At 65.5% G+C, this 21,047-nt stretch carries 30 protein-coding genes; 19 read left to right on the forward strand and 11 right to left on the reverse strand.

Features of this window, described 5'->3' with window-relative positions; translation table 11 throughout:
• The first annotated feature begins 38 nt into the window (after positions 1–38).
• Together pdxT and VFV09_08150 are read left to right on the forward strand one after the other, a co-directional pair.
• The gene (gene pdxT / locus VFV09_08145) at positions 39–620 is read left to right on the forward strand and encodes a pyridoxal 5'-phosphate synthase glutaminase subunit PdxT (GenBank protein HEU4867682.1); all 582 of its coding nucleotides are present in this window, start codon (positions 39–41) and stop codon (positions 618–620) included.
• 3 nt (positions 621–623) lie between these two features.
• Positions 624–1,373 carry a YebC/PmpR family DNA-binding transcriptional regulator gene (locus VFV09_08150; GenBank protein ID HEU4867683.1) on the forward strand — a complete coding sequence of 250 codons (750 nt, stop codon included), beginning with the start codon at positions 624–626 and terminating at the stop codon, positions 1,371–1,373.
• On the opposite strand, the gene VFV09_08155 is transcribed toward VFV09_08150, so the two are convergent.
• The gene (locus VFV09_08155) at positions 1,370–2,095 is read right to left on the reverse strand and encodes a TIGR00730 family Rossman fold protein (protein HEU4867684.1); all 726 of its coding nucleotides are present in this window, start codon (positions 2,093–2,095) and stop codon (positions 1,370–1,372) included. The two genes, VFV09_08150 and VFV09_08155, sit on opposite strands and share 4 nt — an antisense overlap.
• A gap of 31 nt (positions 2,096–2,126) precedes the next feature.
• Complete coding sequence (locus VFV09_08160; GenBank protein ID HEU4867685.1) at positions 2,127–2,591, reverse strand: SgcJ/EcaC family oxidoreductase; 465 nt, start codon at positions 2,589–2,591, stop codon at positions 2,127–2,129.
• 211 nt (positions 2,592–2,802) lie between these two features.
• Between VFV09_08160 and ruvC the strand changes: the two genes are divergently transcribed.
• From ruvC to VFV09_08180, 4 genes are read left to right on the forward strand one after another with little or no spacing between them, the layout of a single operon-like run.
• Positions 2,803–3,318, forward strand: a complete 516-nt coding sequence (gene ruvC / locus VFV09_08165; protein HEU4867686.1) for a crossover junction endodeoxyribonuclease RuvC — start codon at positions 2,803–2,805, stop codon at positions 3,316–3,318.
• Positions 3,319–3,328: 10 nt separating this feature from the next.
• Positions 3,329–3,901, forward strand: a complete 573-nt coding sequence (gene ruvA / locus VFV09_08170) for a Holliday junction branch migration protein RuvA (protein HEU4867687.1) — start codon at positions 3,329–3,331, stop codon at positions 3,899–3,901.
• Positions 3,898–4,920 (forward strand): Holliday junction branch migration DNA helicase RuvB, encoded by a 1,023-nt coding sequence (gene ruvB / locus VFV09_08175; protein ID HEU4867688.1) that lies wholly within the window; start codon positions 3,898–3,900, stop codon positions 4,918–4,920. The genes ruvA and ruvB overlap by 4 nt, the downstream gene beginning before the upstream one ends.
• A 13-nt stretch (positions 4,921–4,933) precedes the next feature.
• Positions 4,934–5,152: a DUF2905 domain-containing protein gene (locus tag VFV09_08180; protein ID HEU4867689.1), complete on the forward strand. Its 219-nt coding sequence runs from the start codon at positions 4,934–4,936 to the stop codon at positions 5,150–5,152.
• Here VFV09_08180 and VFV09_08185 read toward each other — a convergent pair.
• Positions 5,149–5,577 carry a hypothetical protein gene (locus tag VFV09_08185; protein HEU4867690.1) on the reverse strand — a complete coding sequence of 143 codons (429 nt, stop codon included), beginning with the start codon at positions 5,575–5,577 and terminating at the stop codon, positions 5,149–5,151. The two genes, VFV09_08180 and VFV09_08185, sit on opposite strands and share 4 nt — an antisense overlap.
• A gap of 58 nt (positions 5,578–5,635) precedes the next feature.
• On the opposite strand from VFV09_08185, the gene VFV09_08190 reads away from it, so the two are divergent.
• On the forward strand, positions 5,636–6,436 hold the full coding sequence (locus VFV09_08190) for a methyltransferase domain-containing protein (protein ID HEU4867691.1): 801 nt from the start codon (positions 5,636–5,638) through the stop codon (positions 6,434–6,436).
• On the opposite strand, the gene VFV09_08195 is transcribed toward VFV09_08190, so the two are convergent.
• Positions 6,433–7,236: a polyphosphate kinase 2 family protein gene (locus VFV09_08195; protein HEU4867692.1), complete on the reverse strand. Its 804-nt coding sequence runs from the start codon at positions 7,234–7,236 to the stop codon at positions 6,433–6,435. The genes VFV09_08190 and VFV09_08195 overlap by 4 nt on opposite strands.
• Before the next feature lie 64 nt (positions 7,237–7,300).
• Here VFV09_08195 and yajC point away from each other — a divergent pair, with 64 nt between their 5' ends.
• Positions 7,301–7,645 (forward strand): preprotein translocase subunit YajC, encoded by a 345-nt coding sequence (gene yajC, locus VFV09_08200; GenBank protein HEU4867693.1) that lies wholly within the window; start codon positions 7,301–7,303, stop codon positions 7,643–7,645.
• Entirely contained in the window at positions 7,642–8,184 is a 543-nt protein-coding gene (locus tag VFV09_08205) for an adenine phosphoribosyltransferase (GenBank protein HEU4867694.1), read from the forward strand. Before yajC ends, VFV09_08205 begins: the two co-directional genes overlap by 4 nt.
• Here VFV09_08205 and VFV09_08210 read toward each other — a convergent pair.
• Both VFV09_08210 and VFV09_08215 read right to left on the reverse strand, forming a co-directional pair.
• Positions 8,171–9,097 (reverse strand): aldo/keto reductase, encoded by a 927-nt coding sequence (locus VFV09_08210; GenBank protein ID HEU4867695.1) that lies wholly within the window; start codon positions 9,095–9,097, stop codon positions 8,171–8,173. The genes VFV09_08205 and VFV09_08210 overlap by 14 nt on opposite strands.
• A 35-nt stretch (positions 9,098–9,132) precedes the next feature.
• The gene (locus VFV09_08215) at positions 9,133–9,606 is read right to left on the reverse strand and encodes a MarR family transcriptional regulator (GenBank protein ID HEU4867696.1); all 474 of its coding nucleotides are present in this window, start codon (positions 9,604–9,606) and stop codon (positions 9,133–9,135) included.
• Positions 9,607–9,704: 98 nt separating this feature from the next.
• On the opposite strand from VFV09_08215, the gene VFV09_08220 reads away from it, so the two are divergent.
• On the forward strand, positions 9,705–11,225 hold the full coding sequence (locus VFV09_08220) for an ATP-binding cassette domain-containing protein (GenBank protein ID HEU4867697.1): 1,521 nt from the start codon (positions 9,705–9,707) through the stop codon (positions 11,223–11,225).
• Positions 11,222–12,049 carry an ABC transporter permease gene (locus tag VFV09_08225; protein HEU4867698.1) on the forward strand — a complete coding sequence of 276 codons (828 nt, stop codon included), beginning with the start codon at positions 11,222–11,224 and terminating at the stop codon, positions 12,047–12,049. The genes VFV09_08220 and VFV09_08225 overlap by 4 nt, the downstream gene beginning before the upstream one ends.
• A 60-nt stretch (positions 12,050–12,109) precedes the next feature.
• Here the strand turns inward: VFV09_08225 and VFV09_08230 are convergent, their stop codons facing one another.
• Complete coding sequence (locus VFV09_08230) at positions 12,110–12,577, reverse strand: hypothetical protein (GenBank protein HEU4867699.1); 468 nt, start codon at positions 12,575–12,577, stop codon at positions 12,110–12,112.
• A gap of 479 nt (positions 12,578–13,056) precedes the next feature.
• Here VFV09_08230 and VFV09_08235 point away from each other — a divergent pair, with 479 nt between their 5' ends.
• Positions 13,057–13,632 (forward strand): PadR family transcriptional regulator, encoded by a 576-nt coding sequence (locus VFV09_08235; GenBank protein ID HEU4867700.1) that lies wholly within the window; start codon positions 13,057–13,059, stop codon positions 13,630–13,632.
• Positions 13,629–14,432 carry a sterol-binding protein gene (locus VFV09_08240; protein ID HEU4867701.1) on the forward strand — a complete coding sequence of 268 codons (804 nt, stop codon included), beginning with the start codon at positions 13,629–13,631 and terminating at the stop codon, positions 14,430–14,432. Before VFV09_08235 ends, VFV09_08240 begins: the two co-directional genes overlap by 4 nt.
• A gap of 3 nt (positions 14,433–14,435) precedes the next feature.
• Here the strand turns inward: VFV09_08240 and VFV09_08245 are convergent, their stop codons facing one another.
• Positions 14,436–15,236 carry a fructosamine kinase family protein gene (locus VFV09_08245; GenBank protein ID HEU4867702.1) on the reverse strand — a complete coding sequence of 267 codons (801 nt, stop codon included), beginning with the start codon at positions 15,234–15,236 and terminating at the stop codon, positions 14,436–14,438.
• Positions 15,237–15,392: 156 nt separating this feature from the next.
• On the opposite strand from VFV09_08245, the gene VFV09_08250 reads away from it, so the two are divergent.
• A complete protein-coding gene (locus tag VFV09_08250; protein ID HEU4867703.1) occupies positions 15,393–15,839 on the forward strand; it encodes a hemerythrin domain-containing protein in 447 nt (148 codons plus the stop codon).
• Positions 15,840–15,866: 27 nt separating this feature from the next.
• Here the strand turns inward: VFV09_08250 and VFV09_08255 are convergent, their stop codons facing one another.
• Genes VFV09_08255 through VFV09_08265 form a run of 3 tightly spaced genes read right to left on the reverse strand, consistent with a single transcriptional unit; the run spans position 15,867 to position 17,911 of the window.
• On the reverse strand, positions 15,867–16,358 hold the full coding sequence (locus VFV09_08255) for a low molecular weight protein-tyrosine-phosphatase (protein HEU4867704.1): 492 nt from the start codon (positions 16,356–16,358) through the stop codon (positions 15,867–15,869).
• 2 nt (positions 16,359–16,360) lie between these two features.
• The gene (locus tag VFV09_08260; GenBank protein HEU4867705.1) at positions 16,361–17,152 is read right to left on the reverse strand and encodes an SURF1 family protein; all 792 of its coding nucleotides are present in this window, start codon (positions 17,150–17,152) and stop codon (positions 16,361–16,363) included.
• A 30-nt stretch (positions 17,153–17,182) separates the two neighbouring features.
• Positions 17,183–17,911 (reverse strand): hypothetical protein, encoded by a 729-nt coding sequence (locus VFV09_08265; GenBank protein HEU4867706.1) that lies wholly within the window; start codon positions 17,909–17,911, stop codon positions 17,183–17,185.
• Between VFV09_08265 and VFV09_08270 the strand changes: the two genes are divergently transcribed.
• The 5 genes from VFV09_08270 to VFV09_08290 form a co-directional block, all read left to right on the forward strand.
• A complete protein-coding gene (locus VFV09_08270) occupies positions 17,910–18,650 on the forward strand; it encodes a hypothetical protein (GenBank protein HEU4867707.1) in 741 nt (246 codons plus the stop codon). The two genes, VFV09_08265 and VFV09_08270, sit on opposite strands and share 2 nt — an antisense overlap.
• A 362-nt stretch (positions 18,651–19,012) precedes the next feature.
• A complete protein-coding gene (locus tag VFV09_08275; GenBank protein HEU4867708.1) occupies positions 19,013–19,207 on the forward strand; it encodes a hypothetical protein in 195 nt (64 codons plus the stop codon).
• Positions 19,208–19,216: 9 nt separating this feature from the next.
• The gene (locus VFV09_08280) at positions 19,217–19,417 is read left to right on the forward strand and encodes a hypothetical protein (GenBank protein HEU4867709.1); all 201 of its coding nucleotides are present in this window, start codon (positions 19,217–19,219) and stop codon (positions 19,415–19,417) included.
• A 10-nt stretch (positions 19,418–19,427) separates the two neighbouring features.
• Positions 19,428–19,628: a hypothetical protein gene (locus VFV09_08285; GenBank protein ID HEU4867710.1), complete on the forward strand. Its 201-nt coding sequence runs from the start codon at positions 19,428–19,430 to the stop codon at positions 19,626–19,628.
• A gap of 465 nt (positions 19,629–20,093) precedes the next feature.
• Positions 20,094–21,047: hypothetical protein (locus VFV09_08290; protein ID HEU4867711.1), on the forward strand; the 954-nt coding region annotated here is incomplete at its 3' end.

Genomic DNA, 21,047 nt, shown 5'->3' on the forward strand with positions numbered 1-21,047 from the left:
CGGGACGTCCCGGCCGACAAACTTCTGGCGCCGCGCGGATGGTAGCGGACCCCCGCATAGGGGTCCTGGCGCTTCAGGGGGATTTCGCCGAACACCTCGCAGTCCTGGAGTCGTGTGGCTACCGGCACTTCACGGTCCGGTCCTGCATGGACCTGGAGCAGGCGGATGCGTTGATCATCCCCGGCGGGGAGTCGACCACGATGCTGAAGCTGGTCGACCGGTACGAGCTTCGGGACGCCATGGTCAAGCGAGTGGAGTCCGGGATGCCGGTCTTCGGCACCTGCGCCGGAGCCATCGTGCTGGCCGACCGGGTTTCCGACGGAGAGCGCACGCTCGGGGTCTGGGACATGCACGTCGAGCGCAACGCCTACGGGCGGCAGGCCGAGTCGTTCGAGGCGGATATCGAGGTTTCCGGACTGGATGAGCCGGTCCGGGGTATTTTCATAAGGGCGCCCATCATCACCGGCGCGGTCGGGACCACGGTGATGGCGACCCATCGGGACCAGCCGGTGCTGGTACGAAAGGACAACCTGCTGGCGGCGACGTTTCACCCCGAGCTCGCGGGTGAGACCAGGATCCACCGCTGGTTTGTCGAGAATCTTTGCGCAGGGAAGGAGTAAGGCGTGTCGGGCCACTCGAAATGGGCAACCACCAAACACCAGAAGGCGGTCAAGGACCAGCGTAGAGGAAAGCTGTTCGCCAAGACCATCCGCATCGTTGAGGTGGCGGCCCGGGAGGGCGGCGGAAACCCCGACGCCAACCCGACCCTGGCCGATGCGATCTCTCGCGCCCGGGCCATCAGCATGCCGAGCGACACCATCGAGCGGGCCGTCAAGCGCGGCACCGGCGACCTGGAGGGTGTCAAGTACGAGACCCTGATCTACGAGGGCTACGCCCCCGGGGGAGTCGCGGTGCTGATCGAGGTGCTGACCGACAACCGCAACCGTGCGGCGGCCGACGTGCGCCGGGTGTTCACCAAGAACGGCGGAACTCTGGGCGATCCGGGCAGCGTCGCCTGGATGTTCACCAAGAAGGGCGTGGTTCTGATCCCGGTCGCAAGCGTCACCGAGGACGACCTGATGATGGCGGCCATGGAGGCCGGGGCCGACGACATCGTGCAGGACGGCGACTACTGGCAGGTGACCTGCGACCCCACCGACCTGCAGCAGCTGAAGGTGGGTCTGGCGGAGGCGGGGATCGAGCCGGAGTCGGCGAGGTTCTCCATGGAGCCCAACGTCAGCGTGCCGCTGGACAAGGACTCGGCGGACAAGGTCCTGAAGCTCATGGACGCGCTGGACGACGAGGACGACGTGCAGGAGATCTATGCCAACTTCGAGATCTCGGACGAGATCATGGCGGAGATCAACGGCTAACCCTTTCGCTTCAGCGCTGCCTTGATGATCGGCACCACCTCAGTCGGGTCGTCGGTCACCGTGAAGATTGCCAGCTCCGGCTCCGCAATTTTTCCCTCTGCCAGCATCGTGTCCTGAAGCCAGTGCACCAGCCCTCCCCAGTACTCGGATCCGAACAGCACCACCGGGAAGTTCTGCGTCTTGCCGGTCTGGATCAGGGTCAGGGCCTCGAACAACTCGTCGAGCGTGCCGTATCCGCCGGGGAAGATCACGTAGCCCTCGGAGTACTTCACGAACATCAGCTTGCGGGCGAAGAAGTACTGGAACTGCAGGCCGATGTCGACGTAGGGGTTCATCTTCTGCTCGAAGGGCAGCTCGATGTTGCAGCCGATCGACACGCCGTTGCCTTCCTGGCACCCCCGGTTGGCCGCCTCCATCAGCCCCGGGCCCCCTCCGGTGATCACGGCAAAGCCCGCTTCGGCGAGCAGCCGGCCCACCTCCTGGGTCGCGGCGTACATCGGGTCCGACTCGACCACCCGGGCGGACCCGAAACAGCAGATGGAGGGCGGGATGTCGGCCAGCCCACCGAAGCCCTGGACAAACTCGGCCATGATCTTCAGCACCCGCCAGGGGTCGGTGTCGACGAAGGTCTGAGGTCGCTCGAGGAACCTGCGGTCCTCGGTGTCGCCCGTTTCCCCTCCGGCGAGCGGGAGGTCTTTGGTGTCGACGGGTTCTGGTTCCATCCGGGTCCTTCCTAGGAGCTTTTCTCCGAGGTTACCCTTCGCCCGCTACAACCCCCCGGTCGGCCTGCAAAACCTCTGTCAGCTCCTGGGTGAGGGCCTCCGCCAGGTCCGGCCGCCCGTGGTACGCCGCCGGGGTGTTCTGGAACACCTCGATCTTGAAGTGCCCACCCTGCTTGCTGAGCAGCAGGTGCTGGATGCTGTTGGTCTCGGGGTTGATCCCGGACCGGCCCGTGGGGACCATGCCGACAACCGCCCGGATGAGAACCAGCGGCGGAGCCACCTCACGGACCTCTCGAAGCTTGGCGACGTAGGACGCGGTTTGGTGGTCGGCGAAGATGCGCCCCAGCTCGGCGGCAATCTCCTCCCTGCCGTTCATCGAGGACCCGTCGAAACCCACCACGTTGCCGTCATCGGCGAAGAGGGCGGCGAAGCCCTCGGCGTCGTGGTTGTTCCATGCGTTGAGCAGCTGTTCGTAAACCCTGACCGCGTCGTGCACATTCGCCTCCGTTATTCGGTTTTCCTAATGTCTTCCCCTAACGAAACACAGGTCAAAGACATCCGCCAAATCCATCGTGTCACTCGCTCTGAGTGTCATCTCCCAAACGTCTGTTCGAGCAGATCTGAGCCGAACGGTGACGTACAAATCCTCAATCGTGTCGCCCTCTCTGGTTATCATTCACCAAACGTCTGTTCGATTGGGGAAAAGTTTGCGCGTAGACAACGGGCCGCTTCGGGTGCTGGGGATCGACCCCGGCCTGACCCGCATGGGTTACGGCGTGGTCCAGGAGACCCGGGGCAAGCTGGAGGCCCTGGCCTGCGGCACCCTGACCACCTCGCCCACGCAGGAGTCCTCGATCCGCCTGATGATGCTCTTCGAGCAGCTTCGGCTGGTGCTCACCGAGTGGCGGCCGGATGTCGTCGCCTGCGAGCGGCTGTTCTTCGCCGCCAACGCCCTGTCTGCCGTGCCGGCGGTTCAGGCGAGCGGCATAGCACTTCTCCTGGCCGCCCAGTCGGGCCTGCAGGTGACCGAGTACACCCCCCTTCAGGTCAAGCAAGCGGTGGTTGGCAACGGAACCGCGAGCAAAAAACAGGTCCAGTACATGGTCGAGCGGCTGGTCGGCGGCTATCCGGCTCCCGACTCGGCAGACGCTGCAGACGCTCTCGGCGTGGCCATTACCCACCTCAGTTCGCGGCGGCTGGCCGGGCTGACGGCGGCAAGATGAGGAGGAACGAATGATCTCGTCGGTACGCGGCACCATCACCGAACTCGGCCTGGGGGCGGTCGAGGTCGACGTCAACGGGGTGGGCTACTACGTAGCGGTCTCGTCGTCGACCATCCGCAACCTGCGCCTCGGCGAAAGGGTGCGCCTACTGACCCAGATGGTGGTGAGGGAGGACTCGATGTCCCTCTACGGATTTCCCGACATGGAGCAGCGCGAGCTGTTTCGCTGCCTGACCGGGGTCACCGGGGTCGGGCCGAAGCTGGCGCTGGCCGTCCTCGGACACCTCAAGCCGGATGCTCTTAGGCGGGCCATCGCCTCTTCCGACGTCGACGCCCTGGTCGAGGTCCCCGGGGTCGGCAAACGCAGCGCTCAACGGATGATCCTCGAGCTCAAGACCCAGCTCGGCATCCCGGACTCCGGGTTCGAGGCGACCGGCTCCAAGCTGGCCGAGGTGCGGGAGGCGTTGATCGGCCTCGGCTACGCGCCGGCCGAACTTTCCGAGGTGCTCGAGAAGCTGGCCGACGATGAGGGCCCGGTCGAGGACCTGGTCAAGTCCGCACTCAAGGCGCTTTCCACGGTATGAGCGACACCGAGCCCCGAGGAGTCCTGGCCACCGGTCAGGACAACGAAGACGAGGCCATCGAGTGGTCGCTTCGGCCTACTCGGCTCCACGAGTTCGTCGGCCAGACGGCCACCAAGGAGCACCTCGCGATCATCCTGGAGGCCGCCAAGGGACGGGGTGAGTCCCCCGACCACCTGCTGTTCGCCGGCAGCCCCGGCCTGGGCAAGACCACCCTGGCCAACATCGTCGCCTCTGAGCTTGGGGTGGGCATCAAAGCCACCTCGGGGCCGGCTCTGGTCCGGGCGGGCGACCTGGCGGCCATTCTCACCAACCTCCAGGAGGGCGATGTCTTCTTCATCGACGAGATCCACCGCCTGGCCCGGCCGGTAGAGGAGATCCTTTACGCCGCCATGGAGGATTTCGGGCTGGACCTCGTCGTGGGCAAAGGCCCGGCGGCCCGGTCGATCCGGCTCGAGCTGCCCCGGTTCACGCTGATCGGCGCGACCACCCGGACCGGCCTGCTGACCTCACCCCTGCGGGACCGCTTCGGCTTCATCGGCCGGCTCGACTACTACGAGACCCCAGAATTGCTCCACATCATCAAACGTTCGGCGAGCCTTCTGGAACTTCAGATCGCGCACGACGCGGCGGTCGAGATCGCCGGGCGATCCCGGGGAACCCCCCGGATCGCCAACCGGCTGCTCCGGCGGGTCCGCGACTACGCCCAGGTCCGGGCCGACGGCCAGATCGACGTAGAGGTGGCGAAAGACGCCCTGTCGCTGTTTGAGATTGACGGCGTGGGGTTAGACAAGGTGGACATGGCAATCCTGACTGCGCTCATCCAGCGCTTCCGGGGAAAGCCGGTCGGCTTGAGCACACTGGCCGTTGCGGTGGGGGAGGAACCGAACACCCTCGAGGAGGTGTACGAGCCATTTCTGCTTCGCAAGGGATTCATCGTGAGAACGCCCCGAGGACGCCAGGCCACGGCGCCGGCGTACGAGCACATGGGCTACCTGGAGAGCGCCGACCGGCTCCTGTAACGGAGACCGGCTGATGGAAACCTCCGGGGTCGGGCGCATCCTGCTGATCGTCGGCGTCATTGCCCTGGTCGCGGGCGGCATCTTCCTCCTTCTCGGCAAGATGGGCCTGGGTTCGATGCCCGGAGACATGCAGTGGGGCAAGGGGAACGTGCGCTTCTACTTCCCGCTGGGGACGAGCATCGTCCTGTCCATAATCCTGACCGTGTTGCTGAACCTGTTCCTCAGGCGTTAGTCGTTCAGGTAGCCGTCGCCGGGTGAGCCGGGGCTCATGACTTCCTGGTCCGAGATTATGTGGACCGCCTCTTCCTCGGCGGTTCGAGCCGTTCCCGGTTCGTCCGCCTGGAAAGCGACCTCCTCGGCGGTCTCGTCCAGCTCGTCGACTTCCGACTCGGGCGACATCAGCTTGCCGGCATCCTCGGGGTCGGCTTGTACCGCCTCGGGCTGTTCCTGGAGTAGCCGTTCGTCGAGCGTCTCTCCTTCACGTTCTTCGGTAGCGGTGGTGCGTCCCAAAGTTACCTGCAGGGAGTCTCCGGGCAGCGGAAATGCGTCGTCGGCGTTGTCCCCGGGCACACCGGGGGGCGGGCCGTCCACGGTTTCGGGGATGCCCTGGTAATCGGGTGAGAGGTCTGGGGGGAGCCCCAGTTCGGATTCATTCATTGTCGATTGCTACCCAGCACCGAGGCCGGGCCAAACTAAGGCGAGTATCCTCGAACCGATGGCCATGAATGGTGTGACCGAGCAGTACACGTCCGGCAACCTGCTGGAGCGGGTGTTTGAGGGCCTGCGCGCGGTCGGGAAAGACCCCGACAATCTCACGGTGGGGGACCTCGCTCCCGTCGACCACTTCCACACGCTGGGCGCCTCCGCTACCACCGGCCTCGCCGACGCAGCGGGCCTGAAGGAGGGCGACGAAGTCCTGGACGCCGGCTGCGGCTTGGGCGGGCCGGCCCGGACCTTGGCCGAGACCTACGGCTGCCGGGTTACCGGGATCGACCTCACGCCCGAGTTCTGCGAAGCCGCAGCAGAGCTCAACCGGCGGGTCGGCCTGGACGACAAGATCGTGATCCAGCAGGCCAACGCCCTCGCTCTGCCGTTCGGCGACGACACGTTCGACGTGGTCTGGACCATGCACGTCTCGATGAACATCGAAGACAAAGCGGAGCTCTATGACCAGTTCGCCCGGGTGCTGAAGCCCGCAGGCAAGTTGGCGTTCTTCGATCTGATCGCGGGCGAGGGGGATCTGCACTTCCCGGTTCCCTGGGCAAACGACCCGGCGATCAACCACCTGGTCGACGAAGACGAGCTACGGTTGCTGCTGAGCACTGCCGGGTTCCACGCCGAGATGTGGGAGGACCTGACCGCCGAGGGCGCCGACTTCTTCCGCAGCCAGGTCCCCTCCCCGTTGGGCGTGCAGCTGCTGGGCACGGACATGAAGCCGAAGTTGATGAACCTGGCCCGCAACCTGGCCGAGGGCCGGGTCCGGGCGATCAGATCGGTCTGCAGCTACCCCGGTTAGACGATCTCCAGGTTCGGGTCGACGTCCTCGGGCTCGGGGTATTGCGGGTCCATCTTCTCCAACGTTTCGGCGATAACTTTGCCGACCGCCCAGTTCCGGTACCACTTGCGGTCGGCGGGGATCACGTACCAGGGGGCCATTTCGGTAGAGGTCTTTTCGATCGCCTCTTGGTAAGCCCGCTGGTAGTCGTCCCACAGCGCCCGCTCCACGAGGTCGCCGGAGTTGAACTTCCAGCGCTTCGTCGGGTCGTCCAGACGCGCCTGCAGGCGCTTGGCCTGCTCCTCCTTCGACATGTGCAGGAAAAACTTGATGACCGTTGTCGAGCTTTGGACCAGCTGTTCCTCGAAGTGGTTGATCAGCTCGTAGCGGGACCGCCAGACGCTTTCGGGAACCAGGTTCTTAACCCGTACGACCAGCACGTCCTCGTAGTGCGACCGGTTGAAGACGCCGATCTCACCCTTTGCCGGAGTCGCCTGGTGGATTCGCCACAAAAAGTCGTGGGCCAGCTCAATTGAGGTGGGGGTCTTGAAAGACGTGACGTGCACCCCCTGCGGGTTGACCCCGGAGAATACCGCCCGGATGGTCCCGTCCTTACCGGCGGTGTCCATCGCCTGGAGCACCACCAGCAGGCTCTGGCCCTGCTCGGCCCACAGGCGCTCCTGGTAGGAGGAGATCTTCTCGACAAGGTCATTCAGCGCGTCTTCGGTGACCGACTTGTCGCCCGGCGCACCCTCTTTGGTGTGCGTCGGCAGGTCGCTCAGCGAGACGGTGCTACCCGGGGTTATCTTCCAATCGGTCATGCGGCATGCTTACCCAGGTCCGGCACTTGTTAGGCTGAAAACAACGCGACGTTAAGGAGCCGTGATGGATCCCGGAAGTCTTTTGATGCTGGTGGTCGTAATGATCATCTTCTACTTCGTGCTGGTCAGGCCGCAGAAGAAGCGGGCGACCGAGCATGCAGCGCTGCTTTCGACACTCGCCCCCGGCGACGAGGTGGTCACCATCGGGGGCGCCTACGGTTACGTGAACCGGGTGGAGGACGACATGGTGTTCCTCGAGGTCTCGGAAGGGATTGAGATCCGCTTCAACAAGACGGCCATCAGCCGGAAGGTCGACTCGACCATCGAGCCGGACGAAGAGGTGGTCGAGGAGCTGGAGACCACCGTCGAAGCCCCCGAGCCTGACGGCAACCTGCCGCCCAGCCCTTGAGCGAACAGACGCAGACGCCTCCCGACGTGGAGGCCTGGACCGACCGGATTCGCAGCATCCCCAACTTCCCGCAGCCGGGCGTCGACTTCAAGGACATCACCCCGCTGCTCGCCGACGGGCCGGCCTTCGGTGAGGTCGTCGATGCGATTGCCGGCCTCTACGCCGACCGGGTAGACAAGGTCTGCGGCATCGAAGCCCGGGGGTTCATCCTGGCGGCCCCGGTTGCCTACCGCCTGGGGGTGGGGTTCGTCCCCATCCGCAAGCACGGCAAGCTGCCCTACACGGCGGAGGCCGCATCGTACGAGCTGGAGTACTCCGAGGCGGTGATCGAGATCCACTGCGATGCGCTGAAGGCGGGGGAGCGGGTGCTGATCGTCGACGACGTCCTGGCGACCGGCGGCACCGCAAGGGCCGCAGCCGATCTGGTCGAGCGCCTGGGCGGGAACGTCGTCGGCCTGGTGTGCCTCATCGAGCTGGAGTTTTTGAACGGCCGCTCCAAGCTGGACGGGCTGGAGCTGCAGACCTTTATCCGGTACTAGGCTCCTCCGGGGGGTCGGCCAGAAGGTCGTCCACCTCCGCCATCTCCTGCTCGGTCAACTGCCAGGACGCAGCCGCTGCGTTGGCGCGCACCTGCTCGGGCGTAGTGGCGCCGGCGATCACGGTCGTCACCGGGTCCCGGGCAAGCAGCCAGGAGAACGCCAGCTCCAGTATCGAGTGACCGCGGTCCTCGGCGAAACGAATCAGGGCTTCAACCACCTGAAGGTTCCAGCGGGACATGCGGTCGGCGCCCCACCCCGAGTCCAGCCGGCTGCCGGGCGGCGGCGGCTGGCCCAGCCGGTACTTGCCGGTCAGCAGCCCGCTGGCGAGCGGGAAGTAGGGGATGAATGCCAGGCTCCGCCTCCGGCACTCATCCAGTACGCCGCCCTCCGGGTGCCGGTGCAGCAGGCTGTACTCGTTCTGGACGCTCACGTAGCGGGCGGCGCCGGGCCGGGCTGCGGCCTCGGCCGCTGCGATCTGCTGGGGTGAGTACTCCGAGCAGCCGATCTCACGGACCTTGCCGGCTCTGACCAGATCGTCCAGAGCCGAGAGGGTCTGGTCTATCGGGGTGCCGGGATCCGGCCGGTGCTGCTGGTAGAGGTCGATGTGCCCGGTGCCCAGGCGCTTCAGGCTCCTGTCGGCCGCCCTGCGGATGTTGGCGGGGCTCGAGTCGCCGTTGAACCCGAACTTGCTGGCGACCACCGCGTCGTCCCGACGGCCTTTGAGCGCCCTGCCCAGGTGCTCCTCGCTCTTGCCGGAGCCGTAGAGCTCGGCGGTGTCGAAGAAGTTGATGCCGGCGTCGAGCGCCGCATGCACCACCTTGGCGGAGGCCCTGGCGTCGGTGCGGGTGGAGAAGTTGTTGCAGCCGAGCCCGACTACAGAGACGTCCAGCGAGCCGATGCGGCGGTGCTCCATGGCTCCCACCTACCCGGAATACCGGGAGAGAAAATTCACGGCTTTCCGGCCGTCTCTTTCTCCAGCCTGTCGATGGCCGCGAGCTTGGAAAGCAGACTGTCGAGGGCCTGTAGCTCCTCCAGCGACAGCTCGAGCAGCGCCTCGGGGGGCTGCGAGTAGTGCTCCTTCAAAGTGGCCTTGGTCTCCGACCCGGTTTTCGTGAGCACCACTCCTTTGACTCGCCGGTCGGTGGTGGACGGGCGGCGCTCGACCAGTCCCCGCTCCTCCAGCCGGTCGATCAGCCAGGTGGCGGTAGAGGCGTCGCAGCCCATCTCCTGGGCGCACGCACCCATCGGCAGGGCCTCGCCCGGCTCGAGCGTCATTAGAGCCTTCATGTGGCCCGGGGTGAGCCCGATGTCGTTCAGCCCCCGGCTCTTCTTGCGGAACTGGGCCATGGAATACTCGGACATGGTTCGCCACACGCGGCTGGCCGCCGTAGCCACATCCGGAACCCTCTCGGTGTCGGTCACAGTTTGATATTACTAGGAATTTCAGAATGTTTCATTGACCTAAATTTGGTCACTCAAATGATTTGACGAGTAGAACTATCTATGTCAGCATTCCCGCTATGACAAATCCAGCAATCCTCGTTGAAGGACTCAAAAAGAGCTACGGCGAAGTCGAAGCCCTGAAGGGTGTCGACTTCGAGGTGCCTGAGGGCACCATCTTCGGCCTCCTGGGCCCCAACGGCGCGGGCAAGACCACCGTCGTTCGGATCCTGTCGACAATCATCAAGCCCACCGCGGGCCGGGCCATGGTCCTGGGCTACGACGTTGAGAAGCACCCCGCCGACGTGCGGCTGAGAATCGGTCTGGCCGGCCAGAGCGCAGCCGTGGACCCGAACCTGACCGGGCGGGAGAACCTGAAGCTCATCGGCACGCTGGCCCAGCTGTCCCGCAGCGTGATCGGCCCGAGGGCCGACGAGCTGCTGGAGCGATTCCAGCTGGTCGAGGCGGCCAACCGCCCCATTCGCACCTACTCCGGCGGGATGCGCCGCCGGCTGGATGTCGCGGCCGCCCTGGTAGGGAAACCTCCCGTCATCTTCCTGGACGAGCCCACCACCGGCCTGGACATCCAGAGCCGCACCGAGCTCTGGCGGGTCATCGAGGAGCTGGTGGCCGAAGGGTCGACCGTCCTGCTGACGACGCAGTACCTGGAGGAGGCCGACGTGCTGGCCGACCGGATCGCCGTGGTTCACGGTGGCATCGTGGTTGCGAACGACACGGCTGCGGCGTTGAAGGCCCGCCTGGGCAGCACGGTTATCGAGTTGACCCTGAAGAACGACGTCGAGGCGAAGCGGGCGCAGGCCCTGCTTTCCCGGCTGGTCACAGAACATCCCGAGCATGAGGGGGACAAGGTTCGACTGTCCACCGCCGAGGCCCCCAAGGTACTGACCCAGGTGTTGCGGTCGCTGGACGCCAACGGCATGTCGGCGCTCGGCATCACGGTTCGCGACCCCAGCCTCGACGACGTCTTCCTGTCCCTCACCGGCAAACACGCCGAAGAGAAGGACGAGGACGAGGCGAAGGGCAAACACCCTCGAGGCCGCAAAGCCAGGCGAACGCCCGCCATCGAGGAGGCGGCTAAGGCCGTCGACGAGTGGATCGGCGGCATCGAGCAGGGAGCGGAACCGGCGGTTCCGGAAGTTGCTGCCTTCGACGAGCGCTGGCACGCAGTCGACGACGAGGACGAGTGGAACGCCCTGGAAGAGGCTGGCGACGGATTCGGCCACGGTGCGGCCGCCGGCCTGCAGGAGGTGCTGGCTCAGCTTCCCTACAAGGCAGGCTCGGGCGACGTCGAGCTCCATCTGAAGGAGGTGGCGCAGGCCGCCCTGACCTACTACCGCGACTCCAGCTCCACCCAGCCGCTCGACGTTCGCCCGGTCGCCGGGTACCTCGCGCTGGAGCAGCGGTTCGGACGGATCAGCGGGGACACCTCAGCGGACCAGGCGGCATCGTTGCTCATGGGTGCTGCCGTGGCGAAAGCCGTGGGGCTCGGGTCGTCGGCCGGGCCGCACAACGGCGAGGCCGCCGAGTTTGCGGAAGGCGCAGTGAGGATCCTTCTGGACGGAATCGGAGAAAAGGTATGAGCGCGGTAAGAGCAGAATCGATGCCGGGAACTGCAGCCCGGCCCGCCAAGGCCGGAAGCACCATGAGGGACATCCTTGCGGTCACCGGCCGCAACCTGACCTCGATCCGGCGGGTTCCTCAACTGCTGGTCTTCACGTTGATCCAGCCGGTGATCTTCGTGGTGCTGTTCCGCTACGTCATGGGAGGGGCCATCGAGGTCCCGGGCGGCTCCTACGTGAACTACCTGATCCCGGGCATCTTCATCCAGACGGTCACCTTCGGGGCGCTGCAGACGGCAATCGGGATGGCGGCAGACTTGAAGAGCGGCCTGTTGGAGCGGTTCAGGTCGCTGCCGATGTCTCGGTCGGCGGTTCTGGCCGGTCGGACCACAGCCGATCTGCTCCGCAACATCGTGGTGGTTGCGCTGATCGCCGGTGTCGGGTTCCTGGTCGGCTTCCGGGTTCAAACCAGCGCACTGGAGTTCATCGCCGGCCTGGCCCTCTGTGTTTTGTTCTCGTACGTGTTGTCGTGGGTCTTCGCTACCGTCGGGCTGCTGGTGGGCGACCCCGAGAGCGCCCAGGCGGCGGCGTTCCCGGTGATGGCGCCCTTCGTGTTCGCCTCATCGGCGTTCGTGGCGGTCGAGAGCATGCCGGACTGGCTTCAGGGCTTTGCCCGGAACCAGCCGGTTTCAGTGGTCGCCTCTGCGGTCAGGGCGCTGTCCATCGGCCAGCTCCCGGGCGCCGAGAGCACCTCGACCTACGTCATCAGGGCGCTGCTGTGGTGCGGGGGCATTCTTGTGGTGATGATGCCGCTGGCCATAGCCAGGTACCGCAAGACGGTCTAATTTCAAGTAAGGAAGGCGGCCTCCCGTTGACGGGGGGCCGCTTGTCTTTTTACCTCCTGGTTATGCCGGGGCGCCCGCACCGTTTACACACCGCAGGTGGTCCAGCAGCAGTTCGAGATGGCCCTGGCTCACCGATGACCAGACGTTGTAGAGGCACGCCTGGCCCTGGACGTAAAGCTGAGCCAGGAGCCTCGGGCCGGTTCCGCCCTCCGGGCCGTACCCCGCGCGGCTGCCGTCGGACCAATCCCTGCTGTTCGGCCAGTTGTTGGTCAACGCCTTGACCTGGTCGGGCGTGTCGCCGGTCAACCCGGTGCCGGCCACCCCGAACGCGCTCCGGCCGCAGTTGGTGCACGGATCTCCGCTGGCCGCGGTTCCCGGCAGTCCGGCTTTGTCCCAAGCTACCGCCCACCCGCCGGAGAACGCAGCGCGCCGGGCGGTTGCCCCGCTTCCTTCCGTGCCGAGGGTGTCGGGTGCCAGGGCGGCGCAGCTCGACTTGTTCTCCGCCCTGGACCACTCGGTCACCAACACCGCGGGCACCTGGCTCTCAGCGAGCGGATCGGCCGACCACGGTGGGGCGACCGGACCCGGCGTCGCAGGCGCGGCGCTGGGAGCGGTTCCGGAAGCCGTTGGCGAGGCTGCACTCGCGGTTGCGGTGGGTTCTGCACTCGCAGTTGCGGAGGGGGAGGGGCTTTCGCTCGGGGCGGGATCCTCGCCGCCACACCCAAAGGTGGCCAAAGCGGCGGCCAACAGGGCCACCAACAGACGACCACGTGTTCTGAACATGAGACCCCCGCCTGAGTTTGCGGCCAAGGCTACACCTCCGACCGCCGAATTTAGAACGTGATCGAATTCACCATGTCCCAAAAGATCCAACCGGCGATCCCGAGTACAGCGACCACTAAGATCACAACCACCACTGTCGCTTGTTGCTTCATCGTCCGACCTTTGCTCACAGCAATTACAGCCTTGACTTTGGCTTCATCTTTAGTTCAAAGTAAACTATTACTATGACAACTAAGGCCGACTCTCTTCCCGTCACCACCTGGGCGATCCTCGGTATGTTGACCTTCGGCGCCAGGTCCGGCTACGACCTCTCCAAGATGGTCGAGCAGAGTATCGGTCACTTCTTCAGCCCGGCCAAGAGCCAGATCTACGCCGAGCTTCGGCGCCTGGTCACCCTCGGCTTCGCCGACGTCGAGCACGTCAACCAGACCGTTCGCCCCAACAAACGCCTCTACAGCATCACTCCGAAAGGCCGCACCGAACTGCGGGAGTGGCTGGAGACGTCCGACGTGGAGCCCGACTCGATAAGGAGCCCGTTCCTGCTGAAGATGTTCTTCGGGGCGCTGATCTCCCCTGAGGTTCTGATCGGCCAGGTGAAGCAGGCGCACGAGCAGGCGCAGATGGAGTTGAAAGTCCTGGAGAACCTGGAAGCCGAGATTAGGGGCAACCCCGAGTTCTTCTACCCGAACCTGGTGCTGCGGTTCGGTCTGGCTCACAACCGGGCCTCGGTCGCCTGGACGGAGCAGGTTTTGCTTGAGCTGGAGCAGGACGGGTCCCTACAACAGGAGGTAGGTAAATGACTGTAGCGGTCGCCAACCGAAGGCTGGCCCAGGAGCGGGCGAAGATAGTCGCCCAGAGGATCGGCGACCTCATCAGGCCGCTGCAGGACACCGCCGTTCCGGTGCCGAGGTCGGAGTGGACCGTGGGGGAGCACGCAGCGCACCTGGCGTTCGCCAAAGACCTGATGGCCCGCATGGTGGCCGGCGAGCCGATCACCTACTCCGACGGATCCCGGGAGGGCCTGGCCGCTGCGAACCTGGAGTCTTTGGGAGGGATCACCGAGCGCAACGGTGCGGTGCTCGCCGGAATGATCGAGGCCGGGGTGGAGGCGTTCTTCCGGACGGCCGACCTCTTGCCGGCGGGGTCCATCCGGAACAGCCCGCCGGGCCCGCTGCCGGTGGAGGTCTACAGCTCCTACGTCCTCGCCCACCTCCTGATGCACGGCGAGCCGATGGCCCGGGCTCTCCGCAAGAAGTCGGTCATGGACAGACAAAGTGTGCTGGCCGCGATGCCGTTCATCGTTTTCGCCATGGAGAAATACATCGACCAGAACGCGGTCAAGGACCTCACCGCTTCGTTCGCGCTGCACATCCGGGGCGGCCAGACCTACTACATCACCTTTGACAAGGGCCGGCCGACCTTCACCTCGGAGAAGGTCCGGCGGGTCGACTGCCACGTCTCGGCCGACCCGGTTGCTCTGCTCAAGGTCGGCTTTCGAATCATCGAGCAGTGGGGGCCGATCGCCACCTTCAAGCTCACGACCTGGGGGCCGAAACCCTGGCTGGCCTTCCGGTTCGCCGGGCTCTTCCTTCCCCCCTGATCTTCAAGCGGTAAGGGCGGCCCGGGCGGCGCCGGCCGCCTGGGCCGCGTAGCCGCCTCCGAACAGGACCGTGTGGACCAGCAGCGGGAACAGCTGGTGTAGTTGCACCCTTTGGCGCCACCCTCCGGCCAGGGGCGCCTCTTCGTTGTAGGCGCCGAGGATCGTGTCCAGGTGCGGGCAGCCGAACAGCTGCAGCATCGCCAGGTCGGTCTCCCGGTGGCCCCCGTGCGCCGCCGGGTCGATCAGCCAGGCCCGCCCGTCGGCGCCCCAGAGCACGTTGCCGCTCCACAGGTCGCCGTGAAGTCGTGCCGGCGGCTCCGGTGGCCCGGCTAGCTCTTCGAGCCGGGCAATGACGTCGTGAAAGACCTGCGCCTGTCCGGAGCCGATCGACCCCCGGTCGACCGCCGTCCGCAGGTAGGGCTCGATGCGGTGCCGGCCGTAGAACTCGGGCCACGAGTCGCACTCAACGTTTTGCATCGGGGCCAGGCCGATGGAGGCATCTGCCGGTCCGCCCGCCGGGGGCGAGCCAAAAGCCGGGGCTCCCGCGGCGTGCAGCCGGGCGAGGCCCCGCCCGAGATCCTCGGCCGCTTTCCGGCTGGAGCTCCCGGAGGCCACCAGGTCGGTGACCAGCCAGGAGTCGTTCGACGCCCGGAGCCTCGGGACCGCCACGAACCCCGGCTCGGCCAGCCACTCCAGAGAGGCCGCCTCGGCCCGGGCGGCGCCGGGAAGGTCGTGACTTTTGGCCACAACACGGTCGCCCGTCGACAGTTGGACCTCGCGGGCCGCCCCTCCCAGGGGATGGATTTTGTCGACCCCTACTCCTAAGAGTTCGTAAACCGCCGCAGCCGCACCTGTGCTCACCGAACGAGTCTAGGACGCCGGCTGCGCCGTTTACCTCTTGCTGCCTGGGGGTACCCTCCGGGCGCAGCCGATCCGGCGCGACTTCTATGGAGGACAAGAATGGACGCTATTGCGCTTTTAAAGAAGGACCACGAAGAGGTCAAGAAGATCATGGAGAAGCTGGACAAGACCACCGAACGGGGAGTCAAGACCCGCGAGGAGCTGTTCACCAAGCTCAAGACCGAGCTGACCATCCACGAGACCATCGAGGAGGAGATCTTCTACCCGGCCCTGAAGGAGCACCCGAAGGCCAAGGAGATCGTGCTCGAAGGGTACGAGGAGCATCACGTGGTCGACATGGTCATGGGTGAGATCTCCCAGACCCCTTACGACGACGAGACCTGGGCCGCCAAGTTCTCGGTCATGAAGGAGAACGTCGAGCACCACATCGAGGAGGAGGAGGGCGAGATGTTCAAGCAGGCGCGCCAGGTCTTCTCTAAGTCGGAGCTGGAGGAACTGGGAACCCAGATGGAGCAGCGCAAAGAGACCGCCGCCGTAGGGGCCTAGGCTCCGGTTCGAATCAGAAGAGGGCCCCTACCCGGGGCCCTCTTTTTCGTCCAGGTTCCTTTTCACGAAGTCGACCAGTCCCGGCATGCTGGCCTCGATCATCCGCAGCACCCGTGTGAACCCGTTGTTGCCCCCGTAGTAAGGGTCCGGCACGTCGAGGTCGCCACCAGCCTTTGGGTCGAAGGAGCGCAGCATCCGGATGCGGTTCGGGTCGCCGCCGGAGCGGGCGACGAGCTTCTGCAGCGCCCGCTCGTGGCCGCCGTCGAGCGCCACCAGCAGGTCGGCTCGCAGATGGTCGGTGTTCACCTGGGCTGCCGCGTGCGTGTAGGGATAGCCGTGCTCTCTCAGGACCGCAGCGGCGCGATAGTCGGCGCCGTCGCCGATGTGCCAGCCGCCGGTTCCCGCACTCGTGACCTTGATCCGGTCTTCAAGCCCCTCTTTGCGCAGGAACTCGCGGAAGACCATCTCGGCCATCGGAGAGCGGCAGATGTTGCCCGTGCAGACGAAGCAGACGTGCATGCTCACGGGACCGGCACCGGCTCGGGGCCCCCGGTCTCTGCTGCTTCTGCCCTGCGCCTGGAGATGTCCCGGCGGATCAGGCCCAGGTAGATCACCAGCGCCGTGACGGCGAACAGCGCCCACTGCACCGCGTACTCGCGGTGCGGACCCTCGCTCGGCTTCGGGATCGGCACGGGTACCGGAATGTCGGCGGCGTTTGCCGGCTCCTGGCTCTGGAGCCTCAGGTAGACGGGGTAAAGGGGGTAGGGAAGCTGATCGGCCAGCCGGCCCAGGTCCACCCGCGTGGTGGCGGTGACGTCGCCGGGGGGCGGGTCGGAGACGCCCAGGAAGCCCTTCTTCTCGGTCGGCAGCAGGACGCCCTCGACGCTCACCTCTTCGTGGGGGGCACGGGATTCGTCCAGAACCTCCTCGTTTGTGGGGAGGGGGACCCACCCTCGGTCCACCAGGATCGCCTCGCCCGATGCCAGAACCAGCGGGGTGAGCAGGTGGTTGCCCTGGCGGCTTTTGTACGACCTGGATTGAAGGATGACCTGCTCGTCGGGGTCGAACCTCCCCCGAACCCGGGTCTGGCGGAACTCCGCACCGTCGGTTTCCCGGCCTGACGCTCCCGCGCCGGGCAGCAGTGTGTCCAGCTCGGCGGGCGGCCGCTTTGACTGTTCTGCCAGACGGGCGTTCTCCGCCTTCCGGTCCTGCAGGCGCCCGAGTTGCCAGAAGGCCATGGACAGGCACACGCCGATGATGACCAGGGTCATCAAGTGGACGGCAATCCAGCGGCGCGTGAGGAAGTGGTGCATCGACCGTTCAGGATAGCCGACGGCCGGTTGCTACTGGTTTCCGTCGACGATCGTACGTCCGTTGACCGGTTGGTCCAGGGGCACGTCAACCGCCTTGAACTGGGCGATCATGATGCAGACGGCGTCCTTGAACGCGGGGTCGCTCCCCTCGAACAGACCGACAGCGATCTCCGAGGCGCGGTAGTCGACCTCAACCCGGTCCAGGACCGAGCACGGCTCCACCCCGCTTTCGTAGTGGATGCGCAGCGTCCGGTCGTTCAGCACCTCGGCCCGGCGCCAGGTCACCCGGTGGACGTTGTCCATGCCCGGCCTCGGTTTGACCATGGCCGGCCGGTAGCCGGGAGGGTCCGGAATGGCCGGAGCGGGCGCTGGGGGCGCCTCCGGCCTCGGCGCCGGAGGGGCGGCCGGCGGGGAAGAGGGCTCGGGTGAAGGGGCGACGCCGGGCAGCCCGGGAGTTGGATCGACCTGGCCCGGGGACGGCTCGGTCGACACGGTGGGGGAGGGTGTCGCCTCCTTTCGGTCTTCGGGCTTCTCGCCGCCGAGCCGGGCGACGGCTACGACCGCGCCGGTCAGCACCAGGGCTCCTGCGAGGCTCAAAACCAGGATCTTGCGCACGCTCACTCCTTCTTTCGACTCCTTGCTGTCTTTGACGGTTCGACAAGCGTGGATGGTTCCCCGCACCAGTATCCCCCCGCACGCAACCACGTTCGAACGGCGATCGTTGTGGTGGTGCAGCGCGTGCACTAGCCTTCTCGGCATGAAGCTTCGCCCCGCCGCAGACACCGGTTCCGTAGTCCCCGTTCCCCGAATGCTGGGCGCATTTGCGCTGGGAGGCCTGCTCGCTGCGGTGGCGATTCCGGCGGTAGGCGGACTGCTCTCCGGCAAGACCGGCGGCCCAAGCACCCTGGTGCTTGTGGCCACCTGGCTGGTCATGGCGGTCGTCAGCGGCGCCTACCTGTTCCCGATGTCGGTAGTGCTCGGCTTCAGCCGGGACTGGTACCGCTTCGGGCTTGGCTGCCTGGCGCTGCTCGAGCTAATCCTCTTCGTGCTCATCCCGCTCTCGCTGACCGGCGAAAAGGACCTCGGCACCGCCGGCTACGCCGGGGTCGGGGTGGCCTCGCTTCTCCTGGCCCTTCTGGTTTTCGGACAGATAGCCAAGGCGGCCCGCAGATACGTCGCTCTGAACGGCTGGCCGGTGCAGTCCAAGGCAGCCATGGCGGCGATTGCTGCCGTAGCCGGTCTTCTAGCCCAGGTGGTCACCGCGCTCCTGTTGGGCAACGACCCGCTAAAGGCAATCCTGACGACCGAGGGGATATCGATAATTCTCGTGTCCGCCCTGAGCGGATTCAGCCTCGCCGAGGCGCTGGATCGGGCCACCCGCCCGCCGCTCGTGGCGGTGGAAGGCAGGAGCCTGGTGGCCAAGACGATTCGGATTGGGGTGGGTCTGCTGCTGGCCTTGCACGTGATCTGGTTCATCTACCTGCTGAGGATTTTCTAGGTTCCGCCACCGCAGTTCACGCGCGGCAAGCACGCCCTCCACCACATGCGGTGGCAACTTTAACGCCCTCAGATCCCGAAAAATCGGTTTGGGCGACGGGCGCAGCGGGAATCGAAAACCCATGCGGATCAACAAAGTCGTGAGAAAAACGATCGTCCGTGGTCCCCACGAAGGGGCCCCGGGGACGAACGTTGCGGCCGGAATTTCCGCAGTCGTTTCCGCAAACGTCGGTGACGAAGCCGGCTCCGAAACCAACCAGGTTTCCTCTCGCCAGAACGTGCGAATCGTTCAGCGTGGGAAGGGGACCTCGGCCCGGCAGGACTCGGATGAGGGCTAACAGTCAAACACACGAGGAGGCAACGATGAGTGACGAACTTACTCCTGAAGAGCTGGAGCAGCAGGGTACCGAGCAGCTTCCCGACCGGGAGGAGATGTCCCTGGTCAACCTGAACCTTGCAGCACCGGTGAACGCAGCCGTCGCAGCCAACGTCCTGTCCGACGACGCGGTCGCTTACGCGAACGCCGAGCAGTACGCGGATATCGACCAGAGCATTTAAGGGGATCTCATGACTGAAGACAACGCAATGACCCAGGAGGAGCTTGCCGGCGAGACCAGCGAGCAACTCCCCGAGCGGGAAGAGATGGCTCTCATCAACGCCAACATCGCAATCCCGGTCAACGCAGCTGTGGCGGCGAACGTCCTTTCGGACAGCTCGACTGCTATTGCCGACGCCCAGCAGCAGGCTCTAATCGACCAGGGAATCTAGGAGGTTACGAATGACTGACAACGACGGTATGACCCCCGAGGAGCTTGCCGGCGAGACCAGCGAGCAACTCCCCGAGCGGGAAGAGATGTCCCTCATCAACGCCAACCTCGCGGCGCCGGTGAACGCCGCGGTCGCAGCAAACGTCCTGTCTGACGGCTCGATCGCCTACGCGAACGCCGAGCAGAACGTGGACATCACCCAGGCAACGTAGCAGCCCAGTCCATTGGAAAGAGGCGGCCCGGCTAGGGCCGCCTCTTTTTGAATCGAAAGTGGAGGCCCCGAGATTCCCGACCAACCCACCGAGACCGTCAAGCCCGACAGATCGTCCAACGGAAAGAGCCAAAACCCCGCCGAAGCGCCCACCGAGGCGATCAAGCGGGAAGCGGTCACCCCCTCCGAGAGAGAGGCTGAAACCCAGGTCCTGAGGACCGACCCGGCCGCGGAGGAGCTGGCGGCCGAGGTCACCGAGGACGTCGCCCAGGAGACCGGCCGGGAGGAGCCTCCCGAGACCTCTCGGAGAGTTGCACCCACCGAGGCTCCGCCGAAGACAGCCGGGTTCATCCCAAAACTCGCCGAAGGCATCGTCCTGAAGGGCGAGTTCGAAGGATCCGGGTTCAAGGAGGGGCGTTACCTGGTCGAGCGCCGCGACGGCCAGATCATCCAGCTGACCAAGCTCATGTACCTGGTGGTCGAGAACATCGACGGCAAGAGAAACCTCGACGAGATCGGCGAGCGGGTCAGCGAGTCCTACGGCCGCACGGTGAGTGGCGACAACGTCAAGACCTTGATCGAAAGCAGCCTTTACCGGGACGGCATAGTGCCGGGGCCCGACGGCAAGGTTGTCGAGCTGAAGAAGGTGGATCCCATGCTCCGCCTGAAGCTCCGGTTCACCCTGGTCCCCGACAGGGCGGTGAACATCCTGGCCGGCATGCTGCGACCCCTGTTCTGGCCGCCGGTCATCGTGGCGGTCCTGGTCGGCCTGGTGGCGCTGGACTACTGGTACTTCGTGATCCACGGGGTCGGGCAAGGCATGCGGGACACGCTCTACAACCCGCTGACGATGTTGCTGCTTTACGCCCTTTTGATCCTCTCGGTGGGCTGGCACGAGCTCGGCCACGCCACCGGCTGCAAGTACAGCGGGGCCACGCCGGGCAAGATCGGGTTCGGGATCTACATCATCTGGCCGGCGTTCTTCACCGACGTGACCGACGTCTACAGCGTGGGCAAGAAGGGGAAGGTCCGAACCGACCTCGGCGGCGTCTACTTCAACGCCATCTTTTCGCTGGCGGTCGGGGGCGTTTACTTCGCCACCGGCTTCGAGCCGATCCTCACCCTGATCATGATCCAGCACCTGCTTATCCTCTACAACTTCATGCCGATGCTGCGGCTCGACGGCTACTTCGTGATCGCCGACTCCACCGGCGTCCCGGATCTGTTCAGCCGGATCAAGCCGGTTTTGAAGTCGATGAAACCGGGAGAGAAGGCGCCCAAGGAGGTCACGGACCTGAAGAAGGGGGTCCGTCGAGCCGTGACTACCTGGGTCCTGCTCACCGTTCCGGTCCTGATTGTGGTCTTCACCATGATGATCATCCATGCTCCCCGGGTGCTGGCCACCAGCTGGGATTCGCTG

It is taken from the genome of Actinomycetota bacterium (assembly GCA_035759705.1).
Taxonomy (GTDB): domain Bacteria; phylum Actinomycetota; class CADDZG01; order JAHWKV01; family JAHWKV01; genus JAJCYE01.